Here is a 23,990-nt window from a genome sequence, read left to right as displayed (position 1 = left end):
AGATGCGTTTAAATACTCTATCTCCGGCTGAAGGTGCTAAGCATAGTGCTAAACGTCTTGGTCGTGGTATCGGTTCTGGTTTAGGTAAAACCGGTGGACGTGGTCATAAAGGTCAAAAATCCCGTACCGGCGGTGGTGTTCGTCGCGGATTTGAAGGTGGACAAATGCCTTTATACCGTCGTTTACCTAAATTTGGTTTTACCTCAATGAAATCTGCAGTAACAGCAGAAGTTCGTTTAGATGACCTAAATAAAATTGAAGGTGGCATCGTAACTCTAGAAACATTAAAAGCAGCTAATGTTTTAACTAAGGATATTCAATTTGCTAAAGTAATTTTGGCAGGTGAAGTTAAGTCTAAAGTAGTAGTTCGCGGATTAGGTGTTACTAAAGGTGCCAAGGCAGCAATTGAAGCTGCAGGCGGTTCAATCGAGGAATAATTAATGGCTAAGCAACCAGGCTATCAAGCAAGAAGTACGCAAGGCGGAAAAAGTGAGCTTAAGAATAGATTGTTATTTGTTTTAGGCGCACTGATAGTTTTCCGTATTGGTTCGTTCATTCCGGTTCCTGGTATAGATGCTGCCGTATTGGCTCAGTTAATTGAACAACAAAAAGGCACCATCATTGATATGTTTAACATGTTCTCTGGTGGTGCGCTGAGTCGAGCTTCTATTTTTGCTTTGGGTATTATGCCTTATATTTCGGCATCAATTATTATCCAACTATTAGCCTCAGTTCATCCAGCACTGGCAGAACTAAGAAAAGAAGGTGAGTCTGGTCGCCGTAAAATTAGTAAGTATACACGTTATTCAACAGTTGTTCTTGCTACTTTACAAGCGGTAGGTATCTCAACAGGTTTACCTAATATGTTACCGGGGTTAGTTCCTAATTTAGGATTTAGCTTCTATTTTACCGCGGTAATTAGTTTGGTCACCGGGACTATGTTTTTAATGTGGTTAGGTGAGCAAATTACAGAGCGTGGTATTGGTAATGGTATTTCTTTGATTATTTTTGCGGGTATTGTTGCTGGTTTACCTGCTGCTGTAGGTCAAACGATTGAGCAAGCTCGCCTTGGTCAAATGCATTTTCTTGTTCTTTTATTGATAGCTGTTATTGTTTTTGCAGTTACTTATTTTGTCGTTTTTGTCGAAAGAGGGCAGAGACGAATCAAAGTGGAATATGCTAAGCGTCAGCAAGGCAGACAAATTTTGGGTGGACACACTTCACATCTTCCGTTAAAAGTGAATATGGCAGGCGTGATTCCCGCAATTTTTGCATCAAGTATAATACTCTTTCCAGCAACATTAACTCAATGGGTTGGACAAGGCTCAAGTTTAGAATGGTTAACTGATTTATCAATGTTATTACATCCTGGACAGCCGTTATACTTAGTTATATATGCCGTGGCAATTATTTTCTTTAGCTTTTTCTATACTGCAATGCAATATAATCCTCGGGATACAGCAGATAACTTGAAAAAGTCAGGTGCATTTATACCTGGAATTAGACCAGGGGAACAAACATCTCGATATATTGATAAGATCATGACTAGATTGACCCTTATTGGGGGATTATATGTCACATTCGTTTGTTTGGTTCCTTATATCATGACATCTGCTTGGAATGTTCAATTCTATTTTGGTGGTACATCTTTGCTGATTGTTGTGGTGGTTATTATGGATTTCATCGTACAGATTCAAAGTCATTTAATGTCTACAAAATATGAGTCTGCGTTGAAAAAAGCAAACCTTAAAGGTTTTGGACAATAGTCCAGTTATAAAAGGGATAAGCAATGAAAGTTCGTGCTTCCGTTAAGAAATTATGTCGTAACTGTAAAATTGTTAAACGTGAGGGAGTTGTTCGTGTACTTTGTAACGATCCCAAACATAAACAACGCCAAGGTTAATTGATATTTTTCTTGCAAAGAACCGGTTGAGTAATTATACTACTCAGCTCATTTATTTCCTTGACACTCTGTTTGAGTATCCTGAAAACGGGCTTTTCAAGATCAGGGTGTCAAATTAATTAATATAGGAGTGCATAGTGGCCCGTATTGCAGGCATTAACATTCCTGATCATAAACACACTGTAATCGCTTTAACTGCAATTTATGGTATCGGTAAGACTCGTTCAAAAAGCATTTGTGCTGCAGCGGGTATTGCTGAAGATGTTAAGATCAGCGAATTGTCTGAAGAGCAGATTGACAAACTGCGTGACGAAGTTGGTAAATTTACCGTTGAAGGTGATTTACGCCGTGAAGTAACACTAAACATCAAGCGTCTTTTAGACTTGGGTTGTTATCGTGGTTTACGTCATCGTCGTAGTTTACCTGTACGTGGTCAACGTACTAAAACTAATGCGCGTACCCGTAAGGGTCCACGTAAGCCGATCAAAAAATAGTCGGGGTAAATAAAGAATGGCTAAAACACCAATTCGTGCACGTAAACGTGTAAAAAAACAAATTGTGGATGGCGTTGCACATATTCACGCATCTTTCAATAATACAATCGTTACTATTACTGACCGTCAAGGAAATGCTCTAGCATGGGCAACCGCAGGTGGTTCAGGTTTCCGTGGTTCTCGTAAATCTACCCCGTTCGCTGCACAAGTTGCTGCAGAACGTTGTGCTGAAATCGTTAAAGAGTTCGGCTTAAAGAACTTGGAAGTTATGGTTAAAGGTCCGGGTCCGGGTCGTGAATCAACAATCCGTGCATTGAATGCAGCGGGTTTCCGTATCACGAATATTACTGATGTGACTCCGATTCCTCATAACGGTTGTCGTCCACCGAAAAAACGTCGTGTTTAATGACGTAATAGGATAGTTGGAGAAAGAAAATGGCAAGATATTTGGGTCCTAAACTCAAGCTCAGCCGTCGTGAAGGTACTGATTTATTTCTTAAATCAGGCGTTCGTGCGATTGATTCGAAATGTAAAATTGATACAGCACCTGGTCAACATGGTGCTCGTAAACCACGTTTGTCTGACTATGGTAGTCAGTTACGTGAGAAACAAAAAGTTCGCCGTATGTACGGTATCTTAGAACGTCAGTTCCGTAACTATTACAAAGAAGCGAATCGTCTAAAAGGCAATACTGGTGAGAACTTATTGGTATTGTTAGAAGGTCGCTTGGATAATGTTGTTTATCGTATGGGATTTGCCGCAACTCGTGCTGAAGCTCGTCAGTTAGTGAGTCATAAGGCAATTGTTGTGAATGGCCGTGTTGTGAACATTCCATCTTTCCAAGTTTCAGTTGATGATGTAATTGCTGTTCGTGAAAAATCTAAAAAACAAGCACGCATTAAAGCATCGTTAGAGTTAGCAGAACAAAAAGAAAAACCAACTTGGTTGGATGTTGATGCTGCTAAAATGGAAGGTGTATTTAAACGTGTTCCTGAGCGTTCTGATTTATCAGCAGACATTAATGAACATCTGATCGTTGAGCTCTACTCCAAATAATTGTAGTAGTGCTTAGAAGCAAAGAGAGGATAAAATGCAGGGTTCTGTTACAGAATTTTTAAAACCACGCCTAGTTGATATTGAACAAGTTAGTTCAACACAGGCGAAGATTATCTTAGAGCCATTAGAGCGTGGTTTCGGTCATACTCTAGGAAATGCATTACGCCGTATTCTTCTATCTTCAATGCCAGGTTGTGCTGTAACTGAGGTAGAAATTGATGGTGTTTTGCATGAATATAGTAGCAAAGAAGGCGTACAGGAAGATATTCTTGAAGTGCTTTTAAACTTAAAAGGTTTAGCTGTAAAAGTACAAAATAAAGATGATGTTCTTCTAACCCTTACTAAATCTGGAATTGGCCCTGTTGTTGCTGCAGATATTACCCATGATGGTGATGTTGAAATTGTAAATCCTGAGCATGTTATTTGCCACTTAACTGACGAGAATGCATCAATTAATATGCGTATTCGTGTGCAACGTGGTAGAGGATATGTGCCTGCATCAGCTCGTGTTCAAAATCAGGATGAAGATCGCCCAATTGGTCGTTTATTAGTAGATGCTTGTTATAGCCCGGTTGACCGTATTGCTTATAATGTTGAAGCTGCACGTGTTGAACAGCGTACCGATTTAGATAAGTTGGTTATTGTGCTAGAAACAAACGGAACTATTGATCCTGAAGATGCGATTCGTCGTGCAGCAACAATTTTAGCAGAACAACTTGATGCATTCGTTGATTTGCGAGATGTTCGTCAACCTGAAATTAAGGAAGAAAAACCAGAATTCGATCCGATTCTGCTTCGTCCTGTTGATGATTTAGAGTTGACAGTTCGTTCTGCTAACTGTTTGAAAGCAGAAACAATTCACTATATCGGTGATTTAGTACAACGTACAGAAGTTGAGTTATTAAAAACACCTAATCTTGGTAAGAAATCACTTACTGAAATTAAGGATGTGCTCGCTTCAAGAGGCTTATCACTAGGTATGCGCCTTGAAAATTGGCCACCAGCAAGTATTGCTGAAGACTAGTTTGGTCGTAGGTTTAAGATTTTTCTGAGAAGGATAAGGTTATGCGCCATCGTAAGAGTGGTCGTCAACTCAACCGTAATAGCAGTCATCGCCAAGCGATGTTTCGTAATATGGCAAGTTCTTTGATTGGTCATGAGATTATCAAAACAACTTTGCCAAAAGCAAAAGAATTACGTCGAGTAGTTGAACCGTTAATTACTTTAGCAAAAGTAGATAGTGTGGCAAATCGTCGCCTCGCTTTTGCTCGTACACGCAACACTGAAACTGTTGCTAAATTATTTAATGAATTAGGACCACGTTTTGCACAACGTGCAGGTGGTTACACCCGCATTCTTAAATGTGGTTTCCGTGCAGGCGATAATGCACCAATGGCTTACATTGAATTAGTTGATCGTCCTGAAGTTTCTTCTGAAGAAGTAGCGGCGGAATAAAAGTTCATTCTACTAAAACTAAAGACTGAAGGCTGTATAGTCTTCAGTCTTTTTTTTACTAATTAATTTGGATTTCAAAAAATGACAAAGAAAAAAGTAAAACTTGGTAGTAATACAATTGCCTTAAATAAACGCGCTAGACATGATTACTTTATTGAAGATGAAATCGAAGCAGGACTTGAGCTACAAGGTTGGGAAGTAAAGTCTATGCGAGCAGGTAAGGTAAATATTAGTGATAGCTATGTTATTTTCAAAAATGGTGAAGCCTTTTTGTTTGGCTCAATGATACAACCTCTCAGCGTAGCTTCTACACATATTGTTTGTGATCCGAGTCGTACACGTAAGTTGCTCTTAAAACAACGTGAGTTAGATTCTTTATTTGGGAAAACAAACCGAGATGGATTTACGTTGATTGCGCTTTCTTTATATTGGAAAGGTGCCTGGGCTAAAATCAAAATTGGTTTAGCGAAAGGGAAGAAGCAACATGATAAGCGTGATGATATCAAAGAACGCGAGTGGCGCGTTGCGAAAGATCGTATTATGAAGAATTCAAATAAAGGTTAACCAATATAAAAATAACCCAAATCTTGAGATTTAGGTTATTTATAACTGATTATTTAAATAAGCGTCTGCTTTGATGGATTTCAACGCGTTTGAATTGACTGATTAAAATGAAGAGGAATATCAGTAAATACACTGCAAATATCACCACAATCCATTGTGCCATAGAAAGCCCTAGCCAAGACCATACTTCGTCACTGCAAGAACCTGTGGGATGAAATAAGACCGGGAACCATTGATCCAATGGTAAGGTTTGTGGAAATTCAGGTAAGTAAGAACATTGATTCCAAGGTGCTGGGTGAAGTTGGTAGTCGACGTGTTTGATCGAAATAAATAATCCTTTTACCGCACTTAAAAAAGCAACGATTAATGCCAATACGCGCATGATTAAAAAACGTGGGGCAATTAGGCCGATTATGCCGGCAAAGGCGATACCAAATAATGCCACACGTTCATAAATACACATTACGCAGGGCTGTAAGCCCATGCCATACTGGAAATAAAGTGCGGTGCCTTCTAACGCTAATGCTGAAATCAATAACAATAACCAACCGGAACGTTGGACGGAAAGTGTTTTGAAAAAATGTAGCATTGCGTTTTTTCCTCTCTATTTTAATTAACCTTCAAATTTATTAAATTGGCATAATTAAACCTAAATTGGCTAGCCAAATAGTCATTGATGGCAAAATATATTCTACGGCAAATAAACCTACTAAAGACAGCACAATAGTATAAGGCAATGCCATGTAAACCATTCTACCATAAGATAGGTTAATTAGGGGCGCAAGCGATGATGTCAACAGAAACAAGAACGCCGCTTGTCCGTTAGGTGTTGCAACTGAAGGCAAGTTAGTTCCGGTATTAATCGCAACAGCTAACAACTCAAATTGATGTGGTGGGATAATATTCGCAGATAATGCGTTTTTCGCTTCGTTAATGTACACCGTTGCTACAAATACGTTATCGGAAATAGCAGAAAGTAAACCATTGAAAGCATAAAATAAGGTGAGTTGAGTACTTTCTTCTGCCGATAGAACATAATGAATAATTGGTGCGAAAAGTTTTTGGTCGATAATAACAGCAACAATCGTGAAGAATACAACTAAAAGTGCGGTAAACGGTAAGGATTCTTGGAATGCTTTACCCAATGCGTGTTCGCTGGTAATGCCACAGAACGAGGTGCATAGAATGATAATACTTAGTCCGATTAAACCCACTGAAGCCAAGTGAAAAGCCAATCCAACAATTAACCAAACCCCAATTATTGCTTGGATAATGAGTTTCAAACGTTCTTGTTTGGTTAGTTTTTTCATATTGGCACGATCAAAATCAGCCAGAACTTCCCAGACTTTTTGTGGTAATTTTGCTCCGTAGCCAAACAAGTGAAATTTTTCTAACAAGACACAGGTTAAGATACCGCAAATAAATACGGGCACAGTCACCGGTGCCATACGGAAGAAGAATTCAACAAAGTTCCAACCTGCTTGATCGGCAATAATCAAATTTTGAGGCTCACCCACCATGGTCATTACTCCGCCTAATGCTGTACCAACGCCGGCATGCATCATTAAGCTGCGTAAAAAGGCGCGGAATTGTTCTAAGGTTTCATGATGGTTACCGATTTTTTCGTCATTAGTGATATCTGTAGAATCGTAAAATGTCCCACCGGAAGCAACTTTGTGATATACACCGTAAAATCCCATGGCGACACTGATAATTACCGCAACGACGGTTAATGCATCTAAAAAGGCAGATAAAAACGCCGCACTAAAGCAAAATGCCAATGATAAGACCAGTTTTGAGCGAATATTGAGCAATAACTTGGTGAAGACAAAGAGCAATAATTGCTTCATGAAGTAAATGCCTGCTACCATAAACATTAATAACAAAATTACTTCAAAATTAGCCAAGACTTCTGCTTTTATGTGTTCCGGTTTTGTCATACCGATAATGATTGCTTCAATGGCAAGCAAACCACCAGGTTGTAACGGGTAGCATTTTAATGCCATACCCAAGGTAAAAATAAATTCAACAACTAATAACCAACCGGCCCAAAAGGGCGTGATGAAAAATAAAATCGGGTTGAGGATAAGAAAGGTAATGATGGTGATTTTGTACCAATCCGGACTGGTTCCCAAAAAGTTTTTAAGAAATGCTTGTGTATAACTACGATCATCCATAAATGATGTCCCCTACATCGAATATCAAATAACGCTAAACGACGCTATTCTAGTTAAATTAAATTTTAACTGTGTCAAAAATCCTAAATGATGTCAATGAATTTACCAAATAATTATCTCATTGTAATGTCTAGCAGTTTCAACGATAATAAGGACGCTGTTATTACTTATTGAACAAGAATCTTATGAATAATACCCCTCCTCTCCTGAAGGCACAAAGTCCCGCTGCCTTAGCTGAAGAATATATTGTGAAGAGTATTTGGAGTCATCATTTTCCACCGGGATCAGATTTACCGGCAGAGCGGGAATTAGCAGATAAAATTGGTGTGACGCGCACCACATTACGTGAAGTGTTACAACGCTTAGCGCGAGATGGCTGGTTAAATATTCAACACGGTAAGCCGACAAAAGTTAATGATATTTGGGAAACCTCCGGTTTAAATATTCTAGAAACCATGATTCAATTGGATGGCACTCGTCAGCCTTCGCTTATTGCAAATATGCGTTCGGCACGTACCGATATTTCTATGATTTACATTCCCAAAGCCTTTAGACGGGCACCGGAACAATCTTTACGCATTTTACAACCGTTAGATACATTACAAGATACTGCGGAAGATTACACAAAATTTGACTATGACGTCTTCCGTAACCTTGCGTTTGCTTCTGATAATCCGGTGTATGGTTTAATTTTAAATAGTTTCAAGAATTTGTATTCCCATATTGGCATGTTTTACTTCCAAAATGCAGAAGCACGCCTTTTGGCAAAGCGTTTTTATGCAAATTTGATGGACATTTGCCAACGTCAAGCCATCGATGAGGTGGCACCTTGCGTATTGCAGTATGGCAAGGACAGCGGAGCGATTTGGGCAAGTATGCAGACGCAATTACCAGCGAATTTTGCAGCAGAGTCGCTTAAGTAAAATGACGTCGTGAGTCAGCTAAGCCTATCCTATAAAAACGTGGTTAAAAATAACCGCACTTTTAATCCCCAGTAGCTTGTCCAGCCTGTTGTGGCTAAGTCCATTTTACCTTGATGCAAAAGAATAATCGTCGGTGTCACATTCACACCCCATTGATTTGCCAGTGCACCATGGGGATCATTGACAGTCGTAAATTCGTATTGATGTTCTTTGAGATAATCAGTGACATCCTGCGTAGAACCAGAACGTAAGGCAATGGAAACAATAGGATAGCCTTCTTTTGCCAGCGTGTTAATTGTCGGCGAGGTGTAACGGCAATAACCACACCAGGTTCCCCAAAAATAGACAATAGTGGGTTTGTCCTGCGCCAGTTGTGGTAGAAAAAACGGATTCCCTTGCAAATCGTATAATGCCGTTGCGTTAATATCTTCCGGCACAGTCGGTTTACGAATAAAATCCATGAGGTTACTCATCACCAGCAAGGTGAGAAATAGCGAAAGGATGTTTTTGAGAAATTTTTTGTAGTTAATGGCTTTCACGGCGATCTCTTGCTTCGTGCTTTGTTCCTTTGGCTAACATTCTAAGCTGTAAAATCAACCGCTCTTTTAGCTGTTCCCGTTCCGCTTTGCTCATATCTAACGCATTGGCACCAGCGGTGAATACGATGGTCACCATGCCTTCTGCCTGTACATAAGCGATATATTGCGAATAATTATTTTTGCGTGCGATGTATTCCGAGAGTTCATCAATGAAATGCTTAATCTCTCGAGCCGCCGCCGTACGAAAAGCTTGTGAGGTGCCGGAACTTTCTCGTAACAATAAGCGGAAGACGTTTGGGCTGTTGTGGATAAATTCAAAGAACGTTTCCACTGAAATGACAATCACACTCCCGCCGCTGGCAATGCGTTTACGGGCTTGACGCATGAGTTGGCGAAGGGTTAAACCTGCTTCATCCACCATCGTTAAGCCTAATTCGTCCATGTCACGGAAGTGGCGATAAAACGAGGTCGGCGCGATGCCGGCTTCACGGGAAACTTCCCTTAAACTCAGGTTGGAAAAGCTTTTTTCCGCCGTCAGTTGGTTAAATGCCGCATCAATGAGTGCGCGACGGGTTTTTTCTTTTTGCTGCGCGCGAATACCGACCATGAAATGCTCCGTTAAGATAAAATCGATTTAACCGAATTCGCAATAGCCTCGGCAATGCGTTCATAACGAGCGCGGAGCGGTGAGCCGGGGCGATAAACCAAAATAACATCTCGAGAAGGTTCGGGTTGGCATGGCAAATATTTTACGCCGCCGCGTTCACCTTCGCTTAGCACGGCTAACTCCGGCATTAAGGTCATGCCGGCATTGGCTGCGACCATATTACGCAAGGTTTCCAAACTGGTCGCTTGGAAATGAGAATTTTCTTTTGCACCGGCAGTAAAACAATAGCCAAGGGCTTGGTTGCGCAGGCAGTGACCATCATCGAGCATTAACATTTCACGATCTTTTAACATGGACATTGGAATGGTTTGTTCTTTTGCCCAAGGATGATTTTCAGCAACGGCCAATAACATTCTTTCTTTAAATAATGATACTTCAATAAACGGTTCGGTTTCACGTACGGATGCCACAATGGCGCAATCTAAGCGGCCGGTTTCAAGCTGCTCCAATAATTGATGGGTCTGCGCTTCGTAGAGAAAGAGTTCCAAATCCGGGAACGCATTTTGTAATGCCGGGACAATGTGAGGCATTAAATAAGGACCTATTGTCGGGATCACGCCAACGTGTAACGGACCGGTCATTTCTTTGCCTTGGTTACTTGCCATTTCTTTCAAGAGTTTCACTTCACGCAACACGGTTTTAGCCTGATCTACCAACAATAAACCCGATTGTGTAAAGAGTACTTTACGACTGGTACGTTCCAATAAAATGATGCCAAGTTCGTCTTCTAATTTGCGAATTTGACCGCTTAGCGTCGGTTGGCTCACATGACAGGCGTCTGCTGCACGACGAAAATGCTTGTGTTCTGCAAGGGCAACAAGGTATTCTAAATCACGGATATTCATATGTCCTCATTATAGAAAGTAGCAATTAAAAGAATAGAATTAATTGATTGTGACTATATCACAATTTTATCTATAATTCACACCATCTTTAGAAACTGCCTGTAATTTAGGTTGGCTTTCTAATTCATAGCAACACTTATAGAATAGGAGAAAAACTTATGTCTACTATGGAAGGAAAAAAAGTTCCTCAGGTTACATTCCGTACTCGTCAAGGTGACAAATGGGTTGATGTAACTTCGTCTGAATTATTTGATAACAAAACCGTTATCGTTTTCTCTTTACCGGGCGCATTTACCCCAACTTGCTCTTCTTCTCACTTACCACGCTACAATGAATTAGCACCAGTATTCAAAAAATACGGCGTTGACGACATTCTTGTGGTTTCCGTGAACGATACTTTCGTTATGAATGCATGGAAAGAGGATGAAAAAGCAGAAAACATTACTTTTGTTCCGGATGGTAACGGTGAATTTACCGAAGGCATGGGTATGTTGGTAGGTAAAGAAGATTTAGGTTTCGGTAAACGTTCATGGCGTTATTCTATGCTCGTGAAAAACGGCGTAGTAGAAAAAATGTTTGTTGAGCCAAACGAGCCGGGCGATCCGTTCAAAGTATCTGATGCAGATACTATGTTGAAATACATCGCACCACAACACCAAATTCAAGAATCTGTTGCAATCTTCACTAAACCGGGCTGCCCGTTCTGTGCGAAAGCAAAACAAATGTTACATGAAAAAGGCTTGAACTTTGAAGAAATCGTGTTAGGTCATGATGCTACTATCGTAAGTGTACGTGCAGTTTCCGGCCGTGCAACTGTGCCGCAAGTATTTATCGGTGGTAAACATATTGGCGGTAGCGATGATTTAGAAGCGTACTTCGCAAAATAATTCCAACAACAATAAGAAAACCCTTCTTTTGGGCGCTAAATATAGCGCCCTTTTTTACATTAATAATGCGGCGGTGGGGTTTCTTCTGCCTGAGTGGCAATGTTGGAGGGTTGTACATCTTTCAGTTTATTCACTAAATAACGAAGTTGTACCTGCATTTTATCAATTAGAAATTGTTGTTCGATAAGCGCTTGATTCAATTCTTCAATGATAGTTTCTTGGAAAGTCAATTTCATTTCTAATTCGGCAATTCGTGGTTCTAAATTTTTCGATATCGACATAATAATTCCTAAATAAATGTTGTGAATTTATTGAATCCGTTTTACTCTATGACTTCGTGTTTCATGTATTATAAAGGATCTAACATCATGTTAAAATTTCAAAAATTATCAACTGTTGCACTTATGCTCGCAAGCGTTCTTTCTGCCAATGCATTTGCCGATACGCAAACTGAGGTAAAACCGGAGGCCGCAAAAGCAGAAGCGACTGAAATGAAAGCGGCAGAGGTCAAAAAAGCCGGTTCATTTAATGACGAAGCTTCTTACGCGGTTGGTGTTTTGTTTGGTTCAGATTTACAAGGTTTAATTGATGCACAAAAAGGCGTGATCGATTACAACAGTGATAAAGTCGTTGCCGGTATTGCAGACGTGCTAGGCGGCAAAGTTAAGTTAGAAAATAATAAAGAAATTACCTCTGTCTTACAAGAAATTGATGGCAAATTAAAAGCCGCAAGCGAAGAAAGATTCGCAGCAGCAGCGAAGAAAGCGGAAGAAGAAGGTAAAAAATTCGCAGAAGAATTTGCGAAAAAAGACGGCGTGAAGAAAACACCATCCGGCTTGTTATACCGCGTTGTTGATGCAGGTAAAGGCAATCCGATCAAAGAAACAGATGTCGTTAAAGTACATTACACCGGTAAATTAGCGGACGGCACCGTATTTGACAGTTCACGTGAACGTAACGTACCGGCAGAATTCCCGTTAAATCAAGTGATTAAAGGTTGGACTGAAGGCCTGCAATTAGTGAAAAAAGGCGGTAAGATTGAATTAGTATTACCGGCTGATTTAGCGTATGGCAAAGAAGGTGCGGGTGCGAGCATCCCACCGAATGCGACACTCTATTTTGATGTCGAAGTCTTAGATGTGATTCCAGAGAAAAAATAATTCAAACCTTTGAAAAAATGACCGCACTTTTAGAGCCTTGCATTTAAAAGTGCGGTTTCTTATTTGAATAAAATGCATATGCACATTCATGTTAACGGATAAACGCCCTTTTACCGACGAAGATCGCACAATTTTAAATTCCTATATTGCCGTGGTTGACGGTGTCAGTGCGCTCATCGGGCAACATTGTGAAATCGTTCTCCATTCTTTTGAGGATTTAGAACACTCTGCCATTTACATTGCTAACGGACATAACACCAACCGCCAAGTGGGCTCGCCTATGACGGATCTCGCATTGCGTTCCTTGCACAATATGAAATCGGAAAGCGTCAGCAAACCGTATTTTACCCGCGCTAAGAAAAGCAGTGGCTTGATGAAGTCAGTGACTATCGCGATTCGTAACAGCACAAAACGCATTATTGGCCTGCTTTGCATCAATATTAATTTAGATGTGCCCATGTCGCAATTCCTACAAAACTTTATTCCGGCATCGGATTACAGTGAAACCTCTGCGGTGAACTTTGCCAGTTCGGTGGAAGAACTGGTGGTTCAAACCGTGGAAAAAACCATTGAGGAAGTGACTTCCAACCGTATGGTGGCAAATAATAATAAAAACCGCCAAATCGTCGTTTCGTTGTATGAAAAAGGCATTTTCGACATTAAAGATGCCATCAATTTGGTGGCGGAACGCCTTAATATTTCCCGCCATACCGTGTATTTATACATTCGCCAAATTAAACAGGATCAGGACGAGTAATCATGGATTATGTATTGGTGGTTAAACAGCCGGTTTATGGGAGCCAAGGCGCTTTTCTTGCGTATCAGTTAGCGCAAGAACTGGTTCACAAACATCACATCCGCCAAATCTTTTTCTATCAAGACGGTGTCAGCAATGGCAACGCCCTGGTGTATCCCGCCAATGATGAATTCAATTTAGTCAAAGCATGGCAAGCGTTTTCTCGTCAGTTTAATGTACCGTTGCATTTATGTGTTGCCGCAGCGCAACGCCGCGGTGTGGTGGACAGCGATTCGGCGGCGGATAAAAGTGCGGTCAGTTTGGCGGACGTTTTTCAACTTGCCGGCTTAGGTGAGTTTAGCCAAGCCTTGCTTCAAGCTGATCGGGTGATTACCCTATGAGTAAACTTGCCTTTATTTTTCGTCATGCGCCTTACGGCACGACCAATACGCGGGAAGGATTAGATGCGCTGCTTGCTGCGACGGCATTTTGTGCGGAAGAAGACATTACGGTGTTTTTCCTAGATGACGGCGTGTTGAGCTTGCAAAAACAGCAACAAGCGGAAGCCGTCTTGCAAAAAGACACGGCAAGTGCGTTGAAATTATTGGATTTATACGACATTGAACAGCGTTATGTGTGTGCCGATTCACTGCAACAATTTCAGCTGACATCGTCGGATTTCGTCTTGGATTGTGATGTAATACCGCGCCAACAGGTGTTACAAATCCTGCAACAATGTGAAAAAATTCTGACTTTTTGATTATGCTTTATACTTTTTCTCAAGCCCATTATTCACAAACAGAACTGGAACATTATTTGCTGAATGCTACGGCGCAGGATGCGGTGGTGTTATGGCAAGATGGCGTGTTATTGGCGTTAAAACAAGCGGATGTGTTGGTGCGTTGTCATGCTTCCTGTTTTGCCTTAGAGAACGATATTTTGGCGAGAAATTTAACCGCACTTCTGCCAAATGATGCAAAAGTGCGGTCCATTTCGTTAGCGGATTTTGTTGCGCTCAGCGAACAATATTTTCCGCAAATTGCGCTATAAAAAATGGGTTAAATTTCATATTCCACGCAAACGGGAATTTTTGCCTGCAACAAGAATTGCTTAGTGCGTTCATGTTGTGGATTTTCAAAAAATTCGCGTGCGCTGTTTTGTTCCACTACATTCCCGTCAGCCATTAAAATGACGCGATCGGCCACATCACGGGCAAATTGCATTTCATGGGTGACGATAATCATTGTCCAGCCTTCTTGTGCCAGCAGTTTTAAGGTTTGTAGCACTTCGCCCACTAATTCTGGATCCAACGCCGAGGTCGGTTCATCTAGCAAAATAATATCCGGTTGAACTGCTAATGCTCGGGCAATGCCTACTCGTTGCTGCTGGCCACCGGAAAGTTGCGACGGATACAACTGCATTTTATCTTTTAAGCCCACCTTGGTGAGCAATTCCACGGCACGTTGTTCCGCTTCCGCTTTGCTTTTCTTTTGCACTACAACCATGCCTTCCATCACATTTTCAAGTGCAGTGCGATGGGGGAACAAATTGTATTGCTGAAATACCATGGAAGAGCGACGACGTAATTTCAATTCATCGGCTTTGCTGATTTTGTGAGAAAAATCCAATGTTAAACTTCCATCACAAAAACGCAGTGTGCCAAGTTCAGGTCGTTCCAATAAGTTTAGGCAGCGTAAAAAGGTGGTTTTGCCCGAGCCGGACGGACCGAGAATCGCCACGACTTCGCCTTTTTCAATGTGAAAATCGATCCCTTTTAACACCGAATTGCCATTAAATGTTTTATGAATATTGTTCACTTCTAACATGTGATTTCCTTAGGCCTTGAGATGACGGGATAGGCGTTGTTCCAAGCGATCTTGTGCAAAGGATAAAATCAAACAAATGCACCAGTAAATCAGCGCGGCTTCGCTATAAATCATAATAAATTCATAGTTTTCTGCGGTGATGTTTTGTGCCACGCGAAACATTTCCGTCACCAATACCAACGACGCCAAAGAGGTGTCTTTTACGTTACTAATAAAGGTATTTGCCAATGGTGGCACCGATACGCGCAGAGCCTGTGGCATGATGGTACGTGTGAAGGTTTGATAATAATTCATGCCGATGGAATAGGAGGCTTCCCACTGTCCTTTCGGAATGGATAAAATCGCCGCGCGAATGGTTTCTGAGGCATAAGCGCCAATGTTAATGGAAAAGGCGATAATCGCGGTGGGGAACGGATCGAGCTTAATCCCTACTTCCGGCAAGCCATAGAAAATAATGAAAATCTGCACCAACATTGGCGTACCGCGAATGGTGGAAACATAAATGCGGCAAAGAATTTGTAATAAACGCATTCCGAAATTTGGTTTTTCCACAATGCGAATCAGTGCCACCAGTAACGCAATAGCTACGCCGGCAAAAAAGGAAATCACGGCTAGCGGAATGGTTTTATCAATAGCCGCTTCCAACATAGGCCAAAAAGAGCTGATGACTTCATCAGCTCTTTCTGCATTCATAAAGGGAAGTGAGGCGAGAAAATTATTGAGTAATGTCATCGCCGAACCATTTGATTGAAATTTGTTTCAAGGTGCCGTCTTTTCTTAACTCTTCCAATGCTTGGTTAATTTTTTCGACCAGCGGTTCCTCACCTTTTAATACCGCGAAGCCGGAAGGCACTTTGTCATCCCGTTTTACGGCAATTTTCAAACCGGAATTCGGTTGTTTCTTGAAGTAATCCAAGACTGCCAAGTGGTCGTTCACGGTAGTTTCAGCACGATCTTGGGTAATTAATTTTAAGGCTTGTGCCAAACCTTCGACGACGATGAGCTCTGCACCATTCGCTTTGGCGATTTTGCCGTAGTTGCTGGTTAAGGATTGTGCTGCTTTTTTACCTTTCAAATCTTCAAAAGTTTTGATGCTATTGTCGCCTTCTTTGGTCACGATAACCGCAGTGGAATAGTTATAGGGTGCGGTGTAAAGGTATTTTTTCAAACGCTCCGGGCTTGGGTTAGTCTGGTTGGCGATTAAGTCGAAACGTTTGGCGTTTAAACCTGCGTACATGGAATCCCATTGGGTTTCGTTAAATTGAATTTTTAAGCCTAAACGTTGTGCTACGGCTTCAATCACTTCTACGTCAAAGCCGGTTAATTTACCGCTGTCATCATGGAAGGTGAATGGCGCGTAAGTGCCTTCGGTGCCTACTAATAAGGTTTTGGTTTTTTCTACGCGATCAGAAATTTCTCCGGCGAGGGCTTGGGTCGCCATGCCGAAAACTAAACCGGATAATAAGAATGTTTTTGCAATAAATGATTTTTTCATAAAGTGTTCCTTTTTTGATAAGGGGAAGTGCGGTGGATTATTACAGTAAGTTTTTAGAAAGCAAAATAATTGTTTTCTCTAGGTTATAACTGAAAGAAATAAAATCCGCCGATTTATTCATCAGCGGTATTTATCCAAGAAACGGTAATAGTTCACGCCGATTTTTAATGCCAGGTTCTTCACTAATTTGCCGCCGAATATTGAAGGCACTTTTAATTTAGTGAAGATAGCCAAGCGTTCGTCGTTGCCTAAAATGGCTTCTGCGACAATACGACCGGCTAAACCGGTGAGTGCTACGCCGTGCCCGGAATAGCCGTGGGCAAAATAAATATGTGGTGAAATGCGTCCGAAATGTGGATTGGAATTGATGGTCATGTCGATAGGGCCGCCCCAACCATAATCAATTTTAACGTTTTCCAGCTGTGGGAAAACGTGCAACATATTGTGTCGCATGACCTCAATCATGTTTTTCTCGGAACTGGAATCGCTACCGAATAATAAACGGTTATCGGCGCTTAAACGGTAATAATCCAGCAAATAATTGCTGTCACACACAGACATGCCGTTATTGATCACGGAATCGGCCATGGCTTGATCAAGCGGTTCGGTAGCGATGATAAAACTTTCTACCGGCAAAATTTTGCGGGCAATGCCACGGTGAATACTTTTTGGTAGCACATCAATGTAGGCGTTAGTCGCCAACACCACATCTTTGGCGATAACGAGGCTTTTATCCGTTATGACTTCAATTTCTGTCGCCTTTTCACGTAAATCCACCACAGGCGATTGTTCATAAATACGCACGCCTAAATCCAAGCACGCTTTTGCTAAACCTAAGCAATAATTAAGCGGATGCAAATGGCCGGAATTGCTGTCATACAACGCACCACAATAAATTTTGCTACCGAGATGTTGTTCCAGTTTTGCCTTGTCCCATAGCTGCATATTTTGATAGCCGAAAATCTCGTGGCTGGCTTTTTCAACGGCGATTAAATCTTCCATGCGACGCTCGTTGAGCGCCAACGTGGCATAGCCTTTCTTCCAATCACACTGAATACCGTATTTAGCAATGCGTTCATCAATAATATCAATGGCTTCTAAGGACATTTGCCATAGCTTACGGGCAGTTTCCAAGCCTACTTGTTCGATATATTCATCGATGCCGTCTTCAAAACCGTTAATGGCCTGACCGCCACTACGCCCTGATGCGCCAAAGCCTACCCGTGCGCCTTCCAGTACGATCACGCTTTTGCCCTGTTCGGCAAGTTCTAATGCCGTGGATAAACCGAAAAAGCCTGCACCAACAACGCACACGTCAGCAGATTCTTTTTGATTTAAGGGCGGTAACTCAAAATGTTGGTTACGGGTGACGGAATAATAGGATTCAATATGTTCTTGATGTGAAAACGCTAGCATAAATAAACGCCTGTAATGAAAAGTGGGTGCATATTACTACGCAAGGGGGAGAAGTCAATATTTGAACAAACACACGAAAAAGTGTGGTCAATTATATGCCTGTTTTAAGCTATCTTTGATAAAAATAAACGCTCTTCCACTTCATTACAAAAATAAAAATAATTCTCATACACGTCTATATTCCTTTTATTTTATTTTTTATAATAACCCCCGGCTTATCGTCACCAGGTGTCACTTGCGAAAAGTAATTTTTTGCAAGGAAATGAGCCTGTTGTCGAGAGGAAGACAGAATTCGTTAAACAAAAGTACGCTACCGGCGTACTTCTTTTTTATTTTTAGGAGTTTCTATCATGATGATAGATAAACGACTGATAAACACAGTCGCAGATAGCAAAAAATGGATTGCTATTAATGTCTTATGGAACTGGGTCGCTTTGATTGGCGGGATTATAAGTGCGGTAGTATTTGCCATTTGTTTGCAATGGGCGTTTGAACGCTCACTTACACTACAAAGTGCGGTCATTTTTACCGTCATTTTAGTTGCTTGTTTGGCGTTGCGTGCTTGGGCGGGGAAAATGGCGGTGAAGGCCTCCTATAAAGCGAGTACGCAAGTGAAGCATAAATTGCGTACGCTGATTTATCAAAAATTGTCTTCCATGCCGCTGAATCAGGTTAACCAACAATCTACCTCTTCCGTGATCCAAGTGGCATCTGAAGGGGTGGAACAACTGGAAATTTATTTCGGTCGTTATCTTCCGCAGTTGTTTTATAGCCTGCTTGCGCCACTCACGTTGTTTGTTTTTCTGGTCTTTTTTAACGCACCGACCTCATTAATTCTTTTGGTTTGTGTGCCGTTAATTCCAATGTCCATCATTGCGGTAAATAAAATCGCTAAACGTTTATTGGCGAAATATTGGTCTATTTATGTCGGGTTAGGCAGTAGTTTTTTGGATAACCTACAAGGCTTGATTACCTTAAAAATTTATCAAGATGACGATTACAAAGCCAAACAAATGGACATCGAAGCGGAGAATTTCCGTACCATCACCATGAAAGTGCTGACCATGCAGCTGAACTCCGTTTCTTTAATGGATTTATTGGCTTACGGCGGTGCGGCGTTGGGAATTTTGACGGCGCTTTTACAATACCAAGATGGTAATTTAAGCATTTTCGGTGTCATTTTATTTATTTTACTTTCTTCTGAATTTTTCATTCCGTTACGCTTACTCGGTTCTTTCTTCCACGTGGCGATGAATGGCAAGGCGGCTTCAGAAAAAATCTTTACGCTGTTAGATACGCCGGTAGAAGAAAATAAAAGTGCGGTGGATTTTCCGGCTAAAAATGAAGTCAGCGTGCAAATTAAGGATTTACATTTTGCCTATTCTGCAGAAAAACCGGCTATTAACGGATTAAACCTTGATATTCAACCGAAGCAATTAACAGTTTTTGTGGGTAAAAGCGGTTGCGGTAAATCTACATTGGTTTCCTTGCTTATGGGTTTTTATCAAGCGCAGCAAGGGGAAATTTTGTTTAACGGCGTCGATATTAAACAAATTAACCGTCATTCCTTATATCGCCATGTTTCGTTGGTGAGCCACAGCAGTTACATTTTCAAAGGCAGCCTCAGAGAAAATATGTTGATGGCATTGTCCGATGCTTCTGATGACGCTATTTATCAATGCTTGGAACAAGTGAATTTGGCGAATTTCGTCCGTGAAAACGGCGGGTTGGACATGATGTTATTAAGTCGCGGAACCAACTTGTCCGGCGGTCAAATTCAACGTTTAGCGTTGGCACGAGCCTTGTTGCACAATGCCGACTTATACGTTTTCGATGAAGCCACCAGTAACATCGACGTAGAAAGTGAAGAAATCATTCTGCAATTTATTCAACAGCTTAAACACGAAAAAACTATCGTCATGATTTCTCACCGTCTGGCGAATGCGGTGAATGCCGACCAAATTTATGTGTTACAAAGCGGTCACTTGGCAGAATCGGGCGATCATGCTTCTTTAATGGCTGAAAACGGAATTTATGCAGAAATGTTTAATCAACAAAAGAACTTAGAAAATATCAGAACGGGGGCAAATCATGCGTAAGAACGGATTTGTCGTTATGTGGCAGCTTATGAAATTGGTGACGCCGTTGGCGCATATTATGAGTTTCACCATCATTATGGGCACCCTCGGTTTCCTCAGCGCTATTTTCATTATGGTGCTGGGTGCGATGGGCTTGTCGGAATTGCTTAATTTCCACTCCCATTTAAATTTATCGCAAATTTTGACCGCACTTATTGTGCTGGCAGTAGCGCGTGGCATTTTGCGTTATTTGGAACAAATGTCCGGCCATTACATCGCTTTCAAATTATTGGCGTTGTTACGCGACAAAGTGTTCAGTGCATTACGTCGTTTGGCGTTTGTAAAATTGCAGGACAAACAATCTGGTCAATTGCTTTCCTTGGTCACCAACGACATTGAATTGCTAGAAGTGTTTTATGCACACACCATCGCGCCGATCGCCATTGCCTTTTTAACCTCCGGTATCTTGTTGGTAGTGTTCGCGCATATTTCTTGGTGGTTCGTGTTGGTGGCATTTTTAGCGTATGTCACGGTCGGTATTATTTTGCCTATCGTCACCACCCAAATGGCGCGTGAAGATGGCCGCAAATACCGTGACTTAGTTGGCGAAATGAACGATTTCTTCCTCGATAGCATTCGTGGCATGAAAGAAATTCAACTTTTCGGCAACGAGGAAAAACGCTTACAGGAAATCCACCAACGCAGTGAAAAAATCGACCAAGCCTTTTTAAAAATTAAACAACAAGAAGGCAACGTGCGTTCGTTCACCGAAATCGCGGTGTCTTTCTTCAATATCGTGATTTTATTGGTGGGCTTAACGCTCTTTGCTTACGATTACATTGATTTTGCCGGCTTGCTCATTGGTGTGATTTTATTGATGTCCAGTTACGGCCCGGTAATTGCCTTAAGTAACTTGTCCAACAACTTATTGCAAACCCTCGCTAGCGGCGAACGTGTGTTGGCGTTATTGGCAGAACAGCCGGAATTAAAAGACGTAGAAAACGGCGTGAATATCACTGACGTGCAGCAAATTAACGTAGAAAACGTCAGCTTTGCTTATGCGGATGAACAAATTTTGTCTGACGTGAATTTGCAGCTCAATAAAGGCCAAATTCTGGGTATTCACGGCCGCAGCGGTAGCGGAAAAAGTACGCTTTTGAAATTAATGATGCGTTTTTACGATCCGCAACAAGGCCGTATTTGCATTAACGATACGGACTTAAAAAACATTAATACGGTGAATTTGCGCGACAATATCGCTTACATCACCCAACAAACCTATATTTTCAATGAAACGGTGTATGAAAATATTGTGTTGGCAAACCGCAAGGCAACAAAAGAGCAAGTGATTGAAGCAGCGAAAAAAGCCTCTATTCATGAATTTATCATGAGTTTGCCGGAAGGCTACGATACCAAAATCACTGAAATGGGGAACAATCTTTCCGACGGTGAAAAACAACGTATCGGCATTGCCCGCGCCTTCTTGCACAATGCACCGATTATTTTGTTGGACGAACCGACCAGCAATCTGGACAGCTTAAACGAAGCCATGATTTTGCAATCCTTGCTAAACGTGAAAGCAGAAAAATTGATCATCTTAGTGAGCCATCGTGCCTCTACCATGGCAATTTGTGATCAAGTTATTCCAATCGCTAACGGACGAATGTCATAGTTAAGGCTTATTGAACGTCAAAGTGCGGTGGGTTTTTGCGGTGTTTTAAAACGCTGAGAAAACTCACCGCACTTTTTTTATGCGTATTTTTCTGTGTTCTATCGGCAAATCCGCTAAATAGCAAAATATTTAAATAATCAGTTGTTTTTTGAAAACGATCTCTGTATATTGTATTCAAATGAATACAAATGATGAGGTTTGAATATGAGCGTAGCAAATCGAATTCCGATAAGCGTGAGAATTTCTCAGGAAGATGCGGATTTTATTGCAAATTTACAGGTTGAAGGGGCAAATACGCCTTCGGAAAAAATTCGTGAATTATTAAAACAAGCCCGGCAAAGTTATACACAGCCGCAGGATTACGGCACCGCTTTAGCGCAAGCGGAACAGTTTTTACAAAATGCCAAGCGCGATGTGTTACATGCGGAAAAAGAGCTGGGGGTTCATTCGCACATTCTGGCGCGCTTATTTGAATTGTTACCGGATTTAACCGCAACATTAGTCGCAGATGTGCCGACAGAAAGCGAGTTAGAGGCGTTAAAAAAATATGAGCGCGAAGTCATGTGGCGTATTGTGCGTTTAACTGACAGCATTTTGCAACTGGCGGTGACGGCGAAAGGGGCCGCATTCGATGACAGTGTGTTAGCCCAACTGGAAAACACATTGAATTTGGCTCACATTATTCGTCAACGTGATGAAAAATAAAAAAAGAAGGAGGTAGAATATGAGCGAAACATTAGCTCGTCGTGTCGGACGTTTGGTCAGTGGCGGATTTCATGCCATTTTAGATGCCGCAGAAAATTTAGCACCGGAAGCGGTGATGAATGAAAATATTCGCGAGATTGAGCGCGCAATAGATGAAGTGCGGTCGGAATTAGGCAAGGTTTTAGTGCAGAAGCATTTAGCCACGAAAAAAATGGCGGATGAAAGCAATCGCCATGAAACGTTGCAGGCGGATATCCAAGAAGCACTGAAAGCCAATCGTGATGACTTGGCGGAAATCGGGATTGCCGAACAAATGGATATTGAGGCGCGCTTACCAGTGTTGGAAAATACGGTGGCGGACTGTGCAGCGCAGGAAAAAGAGCTTGAAGGGTTTATTGTGGCATTGCAAGCGAAACGACGTGAAATGCAACAGGCCGTTCAAGATTGGAAGCAAAGCCAAACGCAAGCGGCAACGCATGGCAAGGGGCGCGACGGTTCCACATTAAATCAAATTTTGCGTAATACCGAAAGGACCGCCAATGCGTTTGATCGGTTGATGGGGCGACAAACCGGCTTGCATATGGCAGGACGTGATCCGTCACAGTTAGCTAAATTAAAGGATTTGGAAGAGGTGAGCAGAACGAATCGGATTAAAGAACGTTTAGCACAACTGAAAACCGCCAAATAGCATCTTGAAATAAGGATATATTATGTGGGAACTGATTACTGCACCGCAAAATAGCATTTTCGGCATTGCCATTATGCTGATGTTATTGCTTGGCATTCTTGAACTGGCATCATTTATGCTGGGTGGCATTAATGAGTGGGTCGATGGTTTTTTACCGGATAGCTTAACGGACACACAGGCAGAAATTGGGCTGAATTACGCCGACAGTGGCGTGGTGATCCGATTTTTAAGTTGGTTATATGTCGGTAAGTTGCCTCTATTAATGTTAGTGGTGATTTTTCTCGCCACGTTTGGCTTACTAGGTTATAGCTTGCAATATGCATTACATCAGTTCTCCGGTTTTTATTTGCAGGGTTGTGTTGCTGCCGTGATTGTTTGGTTTGCCAGCCTACCGTTGGTGCGCATGGCGGCTGCCGGGGTTTATCACATCTTTCCCAAAGATGAAACGACCGCCGTTACCCAAGAAAGTTTGGTCGGTTGTGTCGGGGTGGTGATACTTGGCACAGCAAAGCGAGGCAGTCCCGCCCAAGCGCGCGTAAAGGATGGTTACGGTCAGCAACATTATGTCATGGTCGAACCTGACGATGATAACGCACTCATGCAAGGCGAAACGGTGTTACTGATTTCTTTACAAGATAATCTTTTTAAAGCAATCAAAAATCCGAATGGAAATTTGGTTGATTAACGACGACGTATTTTTCTCA

At 41.6% G+C, this 23,990-nt stretch carries 31 protein-coding genes; 21 read left to right on the top strand and 10 right to left on the bottom strand.

Features of this window, described 5'->3' with window-relative positions; genetic code table 11:
- The first annotated feature begins 2 nt into the window (after positions 1-2).
- The 9 genes from rplO to smpB all read left to right on the top strand — a co-directional run bounded on the left by rplO (position 3) and on the right by smpB (position 5,472).
- Complete coding sequence (gene rplO / locus AC30SF_RS09105; protein ID WP_021615544.1) at positions 3-437, top strand: 50S ribosomal protein L15; 435 nt, start codon at positions 3-5, stop codon at positions 435-437.
- Positions 438-440: 3 nt separating this feature from the next.
- Positions 441-1,766: a preprotein translocase subunit SecY gene (gene secY, locus AC30SF_RS09100; protein ID WP_021615543.1), complete on the top strand. Its 1,326-nt coding sequence runs from the start codon at positions 441-443 to the stop codon at positions 1,764-1,766.
- A 23-nt stretch (positions 1,767-1,789) separates the two neighbouring features.
- Positions 1,790-1,903 carry a 50S ribosomal protein L36 gene (gene rpmJ / locus AC30SF_RS09095; protein WP_021615542.1) on the top strand — a complete coding sequence of 38 codons (114 nt, stop codon included), beginning with the start codon at positions 1,790-1,792 and terminating at the stop codon, positions 1,901-1,903.
- A gap of 137 nt (positions 1,904-2,040) precedes the next feature.
- Positions 2,041-2,397, top strand: coding sequence for a 30S ribosomal protein S13 (gene rpsM, locus AC30SF_RS09090; protein WP_033002424.1), 357 nt, complete (start codon positions 2,041-2,043; stop codon positions 2,395-2,397).
- Between the two features lie 16 nt (positions 2,398-2,413).
- Positions 2,414-2,803, top strand: coding sequence for a 30S ribosomal protein S11 (gene rpsK / locus AC30SF_RS09085; RefSeq protein WP_021615541.1), 390 nt, complete (start codon positions 2,414-2,416; stop codon positions 2,801-2,803).
- A gap of 29 nt (positions 2,804-2,832) precedes the next feature.
- On the top strand, positions 2,833-3,453 hold the full coding sequence (rpsD, locus tag AC30SF_RS09080; RefSeq protein ID WP_021615540.1) for a 30S ribosomal protein S4: 621 nt from the start codon (positions 2,833-2,835) through the stop codon (positions 3,451-3,453).
- A gap of 34 nt (positions 3,454-3,487) precedes the next feature.
- The gene (locus tag AC30SF_RS09075) at positions 3,488-4,477 is read left to right on the top strand and encodes a DNA-directed RNA polymerase subunit alpha (RefSeq protein ID WP_489608231.1); all 990 of its coding nucleotides are present in this window, start codon (positions 3,488-3,490) and stop codon (positions 4,475-4,477) included.
- 41 nt (positions 4,478-4,518) lie between these two features.
- Positions 4,519-4,908, top strand: a complete 390-nt coding sequence (gene rplQ / locus AC30SF_RS09070; protein ID WP_033002422.1) for a 50S ribosomal protein L17 — start codon at positions 4,519-4,521, stop codon at positions 4,906-4,908.
- 81 nt (positions 4,909-4,989) lie between these two features.
- Complete coding sequence (gene smpB, locus AC30SF_RS09065; protein WP_021615537.1) at positions 4,990-5,472, top strand: SsrA-binding protein SmpB; 483 nt, start codon at positions 4,990-4,992, stop codon at positions 5,470-5,472.
- 49 nt (positions 5,473-5,521) lie between these two features.
- Here smpB and dsbB read toward each other — a convergent pair whose 3' ends face one another.
- Positions 5,522-6,061, bottom strand: a complete 540-nt coding sequence (gene dsbB / locus AC30SF_RS09060; RefSeq protein ID WP_489608230.1) for a disulfide bond formation protein DsbB — start codon at positions 6,059-6,061, stop codon at positions 5,522-5,524.
- Positions 6,062-6,101: 40 nt separating this feature from the next.
- A complete protein-coding gene (nhaB, locus tag AC30SF_RS09055) occupies positions 6,102-7,649 on the bottom strand; it encodes a Na(+)/H(+) antiporter NhaB (protein WP_314401370.1) in 1,548 nt (515 codons plus the stop codon).
- Between the two features lie 185 nt (positions 7,650-7,834).
- On the opposite strand from nhaB, the gene fadR reads away from it, so the two are divergent.
- Positions 7,835-8,572: a fatty acid metabolism transcriptional regulator FadR gene (gene fadR / locus AC30SF_RS09050; protein ID WP_489608229.1), complete on the top strand. Its 738-nt coding sequence runs from the start codon at positions 7,835-7,837 to the stop codon at positions 8,570-8,572.
- Positions 8,573-8,601: 29 nt separating this feature from the next.
- Here fadR and AC30SF_RS09045 read toward each other — a convergent pair whose 3' ends face one another.
- Genes AC30SF_RS09045 through oxyR form a run of 3 tightly spaced genes read right to left on the bottom strand, consistent with a single transcriptional unit; the run spans position 8,602 to position 10,623 of the window.
- Positions 8,602-9,102: a protein disulfide oxidoreductase gene (locus AC30SF_RS09045; RefSeq protein ID WP_489608325.1), complete on the bottom strand. Its 501-nt coding sequence runs from the start codon at positions 9,100-9,102 to the stop codon at positions 8,602-8,604.
- Entirely contained in the window at positions 9,098-9,718 is a 621-nt protein-coding gene (gene fabR, locus AC30SF_RS09040) for an HTH-type transcriptional repressor FabR (protein ID WP_021615532.1), read from the bottom strand. Before fabR ends, AC30SF_RS09045 begins: the two co-directional genes overlap by 5 nt.
- An 11-nt stretch (positions 9,719-9,729) precedes the next feature.
- The gene (oxyR, locus tag AC30SF_RS09035) at positions 9,730-10,623 is read right to left on the bottom strand and encodes a DNA-binding transcriptional regulator OxyR (RefSeq protein WP_311462710.1); all 894 of its coding nucleotides are present in this window, start codon (positions 10,621-10,623) and stop codon (positions 9,730-9,732) included.
- A 158-nt stretch (positions 10,624-10,781) separates the two neighbouring features.
- Here oxyR and pgdx point away from each other — a divergent pair, with 158 nt between their 5' ends.
- A complete protein-coding gene (gene pgdx, locus AC30SF_RS09030) occupies positions 10,782-11,510 on the top strand; it encodes a hybrid peroxiredoxin PGdx (RefSeq protein ID WP_033002419.1) in 729 nt (242 codons plus the stop codon).
- Positions 11,511-11,569: 59 nt separating this feature from the next.
- On the opposite strand, the gene AC30SF_RS09025 is transcribed toward pgdx, so the two are convergent.
- Positions 11,570-11,791: a SlyX family protein gene (locus AC30SF_RS09025; RefSeq protein ID WP_021615529.1), complete on the bottom strand. Its 222-nt coding sequence runs from the start codon at positions 11,789-11,791 to the stop codon at positions 11,570-11,572.
- An 87-nt stretch (positions 11,792-11,878) separates the two neighbouring features.
- On the opposite strand from AC30SF_RS09025, the gene AC30SF_RS09020 reads away from it, so the two are divergent.
- The 5 genes from AC30SF_RS09020 (at position 11,879) to AC30SF_RS09000 (ending at position 14,456) form a co-directional block, all read left to right on the top strand.
- The gene (locus tag AC30SF_RS09020; protein WP_296025916.1) at positions 11,879-12,670 is read left to right on the top strand and encodes an FKBP-type peptidyl-prolyl cis-trans isomerase; all 792 of its coding nucleotides are present in this window, start codon (positions 11,879-11,881) and stop codon (positions 12,668-12,670) included.
- A gap of 88 nt (positions 12,671-12,758) precedes the next feature.
- Positions 12,759-13,427, top strand: a complete 669-nt coding sequence (locus tag AC30SF_RS09015; protein WP_489608228.1) for a helix-turn-helix transcriptional regulator — start codon at positions 12,759-12,761, stop codon at positions 13,425-13,427.
- 2 nt (positions 13,428-13,429) lie between these two features.
- A complete protein-coding gene (gene tusD / locus AC30SF_RS09010) occupies positions 13,430-13,807 on the top strand; it encodes a sulfurtransferase complex subunit TusD (protein WP_489608227.1) in 378 nt (125 codons plus the stop codon).
- On the top strand, positions 13,804-14,166 hold the full coding sequence (tusC, locus tag AC30SF_RS09005) for a sulfurtransferase complex subunit TusC (protein WP_489608226.1): 363 nt from the start codon (positions 13,804-13,806) through the stop codon (positions 14,164-14,166). Before tusD ends, tusC begins: the two co-directional genes overlap by 4 nt.
- 2 nt (positions 14,167-14,168) lie before the next feature.
- Positions 14,169-14,456, top strand: coding sequence for a DsrH/TusB family sulfur relay protein (locus tag AC30SF_RS09000; protein ID WP_489608225.1), 288 nt, complete (start codon positions 14,169-14,171; stop codon positions 14,454-14,456).
- Between the two features lie 8 nt (positions 14,457-14,464).
- On the opposite strand, the gene AC30SF_RS08995 is transcribed toward AC30SF_RS09000, so the two are convergent.
- The 4 genes from AC30SF_RS08995 to AC30SF_RS08980 all read right to left on the bottom strand — a co-directional run bounded on the left by AC30SF_RS08995 (position 14,465) and on the right by AC30SF_RS08980 (position 18,143).
- A complete protein-coding gene (locus tag AC30SF_RS08995; protein ID WP_489608224.1) occupies positions 14,465-15,232 on the bottom strand; it encodes an amino acid ABC transporter ATP-binding protein in 768 nt (255 codons plus the stop codon).
- 9 nt (positions 15,233-15,241) lie between these two features.
- Positions 15,242-15,964, bottom strand: coding sequence for an amino acid ABC transporter permease (locus AC30SF_RS08990; protein WP_021615522.1), 723 nt, complete (start codon positions 15,962-15,964; stop codon positions 15,242-15,244).
- Positions 15,948-16,727 carry an amino acid ABC transporter substrate-binding protein gene (locus AC30SF_RS08985; protein WP_209364066.1) on the bottom strand — a complete coding sequence of 260 codons (780 nt, stop codon included), beginning with the start codon at positions 16,725-16,727 and terminating at the stop codon, positions 15,948-15,950. The genes AC30SF_RS08990 and AC30SF_RS08985 overlap by 17 nt, the downstream gene beginning before the upstream one ends.
- 120 nt (positions 16,728-16,847) lie before the next feature.
- Positions 16,848-18,143: an NAD(P)/FAD-dependent oxidoreductase gene (locus AC30SF_RS08980; RefSeq protein WP_489608223.1), complete on the bottom strand. Its 1,296-nt coding sequence runs from the start codon at positions 18,141-18,143 to the stop codon at positions 16,848-16,850.
- A 350-nt stretch (positions 18,144-18,493) separates the two neighbouring features.
- Here AC30SF_RS08980 and AC30SF_RS08975 point away from each other — a divergent pair, with 350 nt between their 5' ends.
- The 5 genes from AC30SF_RS08975 to AC30SF_RS08955 all read left to right on the top strand — a co-directional run bounded on the left by AC30SF_RS08975 (position 18,494) and on the right by AC30SF_RS08955 (position 23,971).
- On the top strand, positions 18,494-20,242 hold the full coding sequence (locus AC30SF_RS08975; RefSeq protein ID WP_489608222.1) for an ABC transporter ATP-binding protein/permease: 1,749 nt from the start codon (positions 18,494-18,496) through the stop codon (positions 20,240-20,242).
- A complete protein-coding gene (cydC, locus tag AC30SF_RS08970) occupies positions 20,235-21,893 on the top strand; it encodes a thiol reductant ABC exporter subunit CydC (protein WP_489608221.1) in 1,659 nt (552 codons plus the stop codon). Before AC30SF_RS08975 ends, cydC begins: the two co-directional genes overlap by 8 nt.
- Positions 21,894-22,097: 204 nt before the next feature.
- Positions 22,098-22,598 (top strand): hypothetical protein, encoded by a 501-nt coding sequence (locus AC30SF_RS08965; RefSeq protein WP_209364074.1) that lies wholly within the window; start codon positions 22,098-22,100, stop codon positions 22,596-22,598.
- 19 nt (positions 22,599-22,617) lie between these two features.
- Positions 22,618-23,286 (top strand): PspA/IM30 family protein, encoded by a 669-nt coding sequence (locus AC30SF_RS08960; protein ID WP_489608220.1) that lies wholly within the window; start codon positions 22,618-22,620, stop codon positions 23,284-23,286.
- 22 nt (positions 23,287-23,308) lie between these two features.
- The gene (locus tag AC30SF_RS08955) at positions 23,309-23,971 is read left to right on the top strand and encodes a YqiJ family protein (RefSeq protein ID WP_489608219.1); all 663 of its coding nucleotides are present in this window, start codon (positions 23,309-23,311) and stop codon (positions 23,969-23,971) included.
- Positions 23,972-23,990 lie beyond the last annotated feature (19 nt).

Source organism: Aggregatibacter valvarum (genome assembly GCF_980468985.1).
Note: the sequence above shows the minus strand (reverse complement) of the source record. Positions and strands in the feature narration are given on the sequence as shown.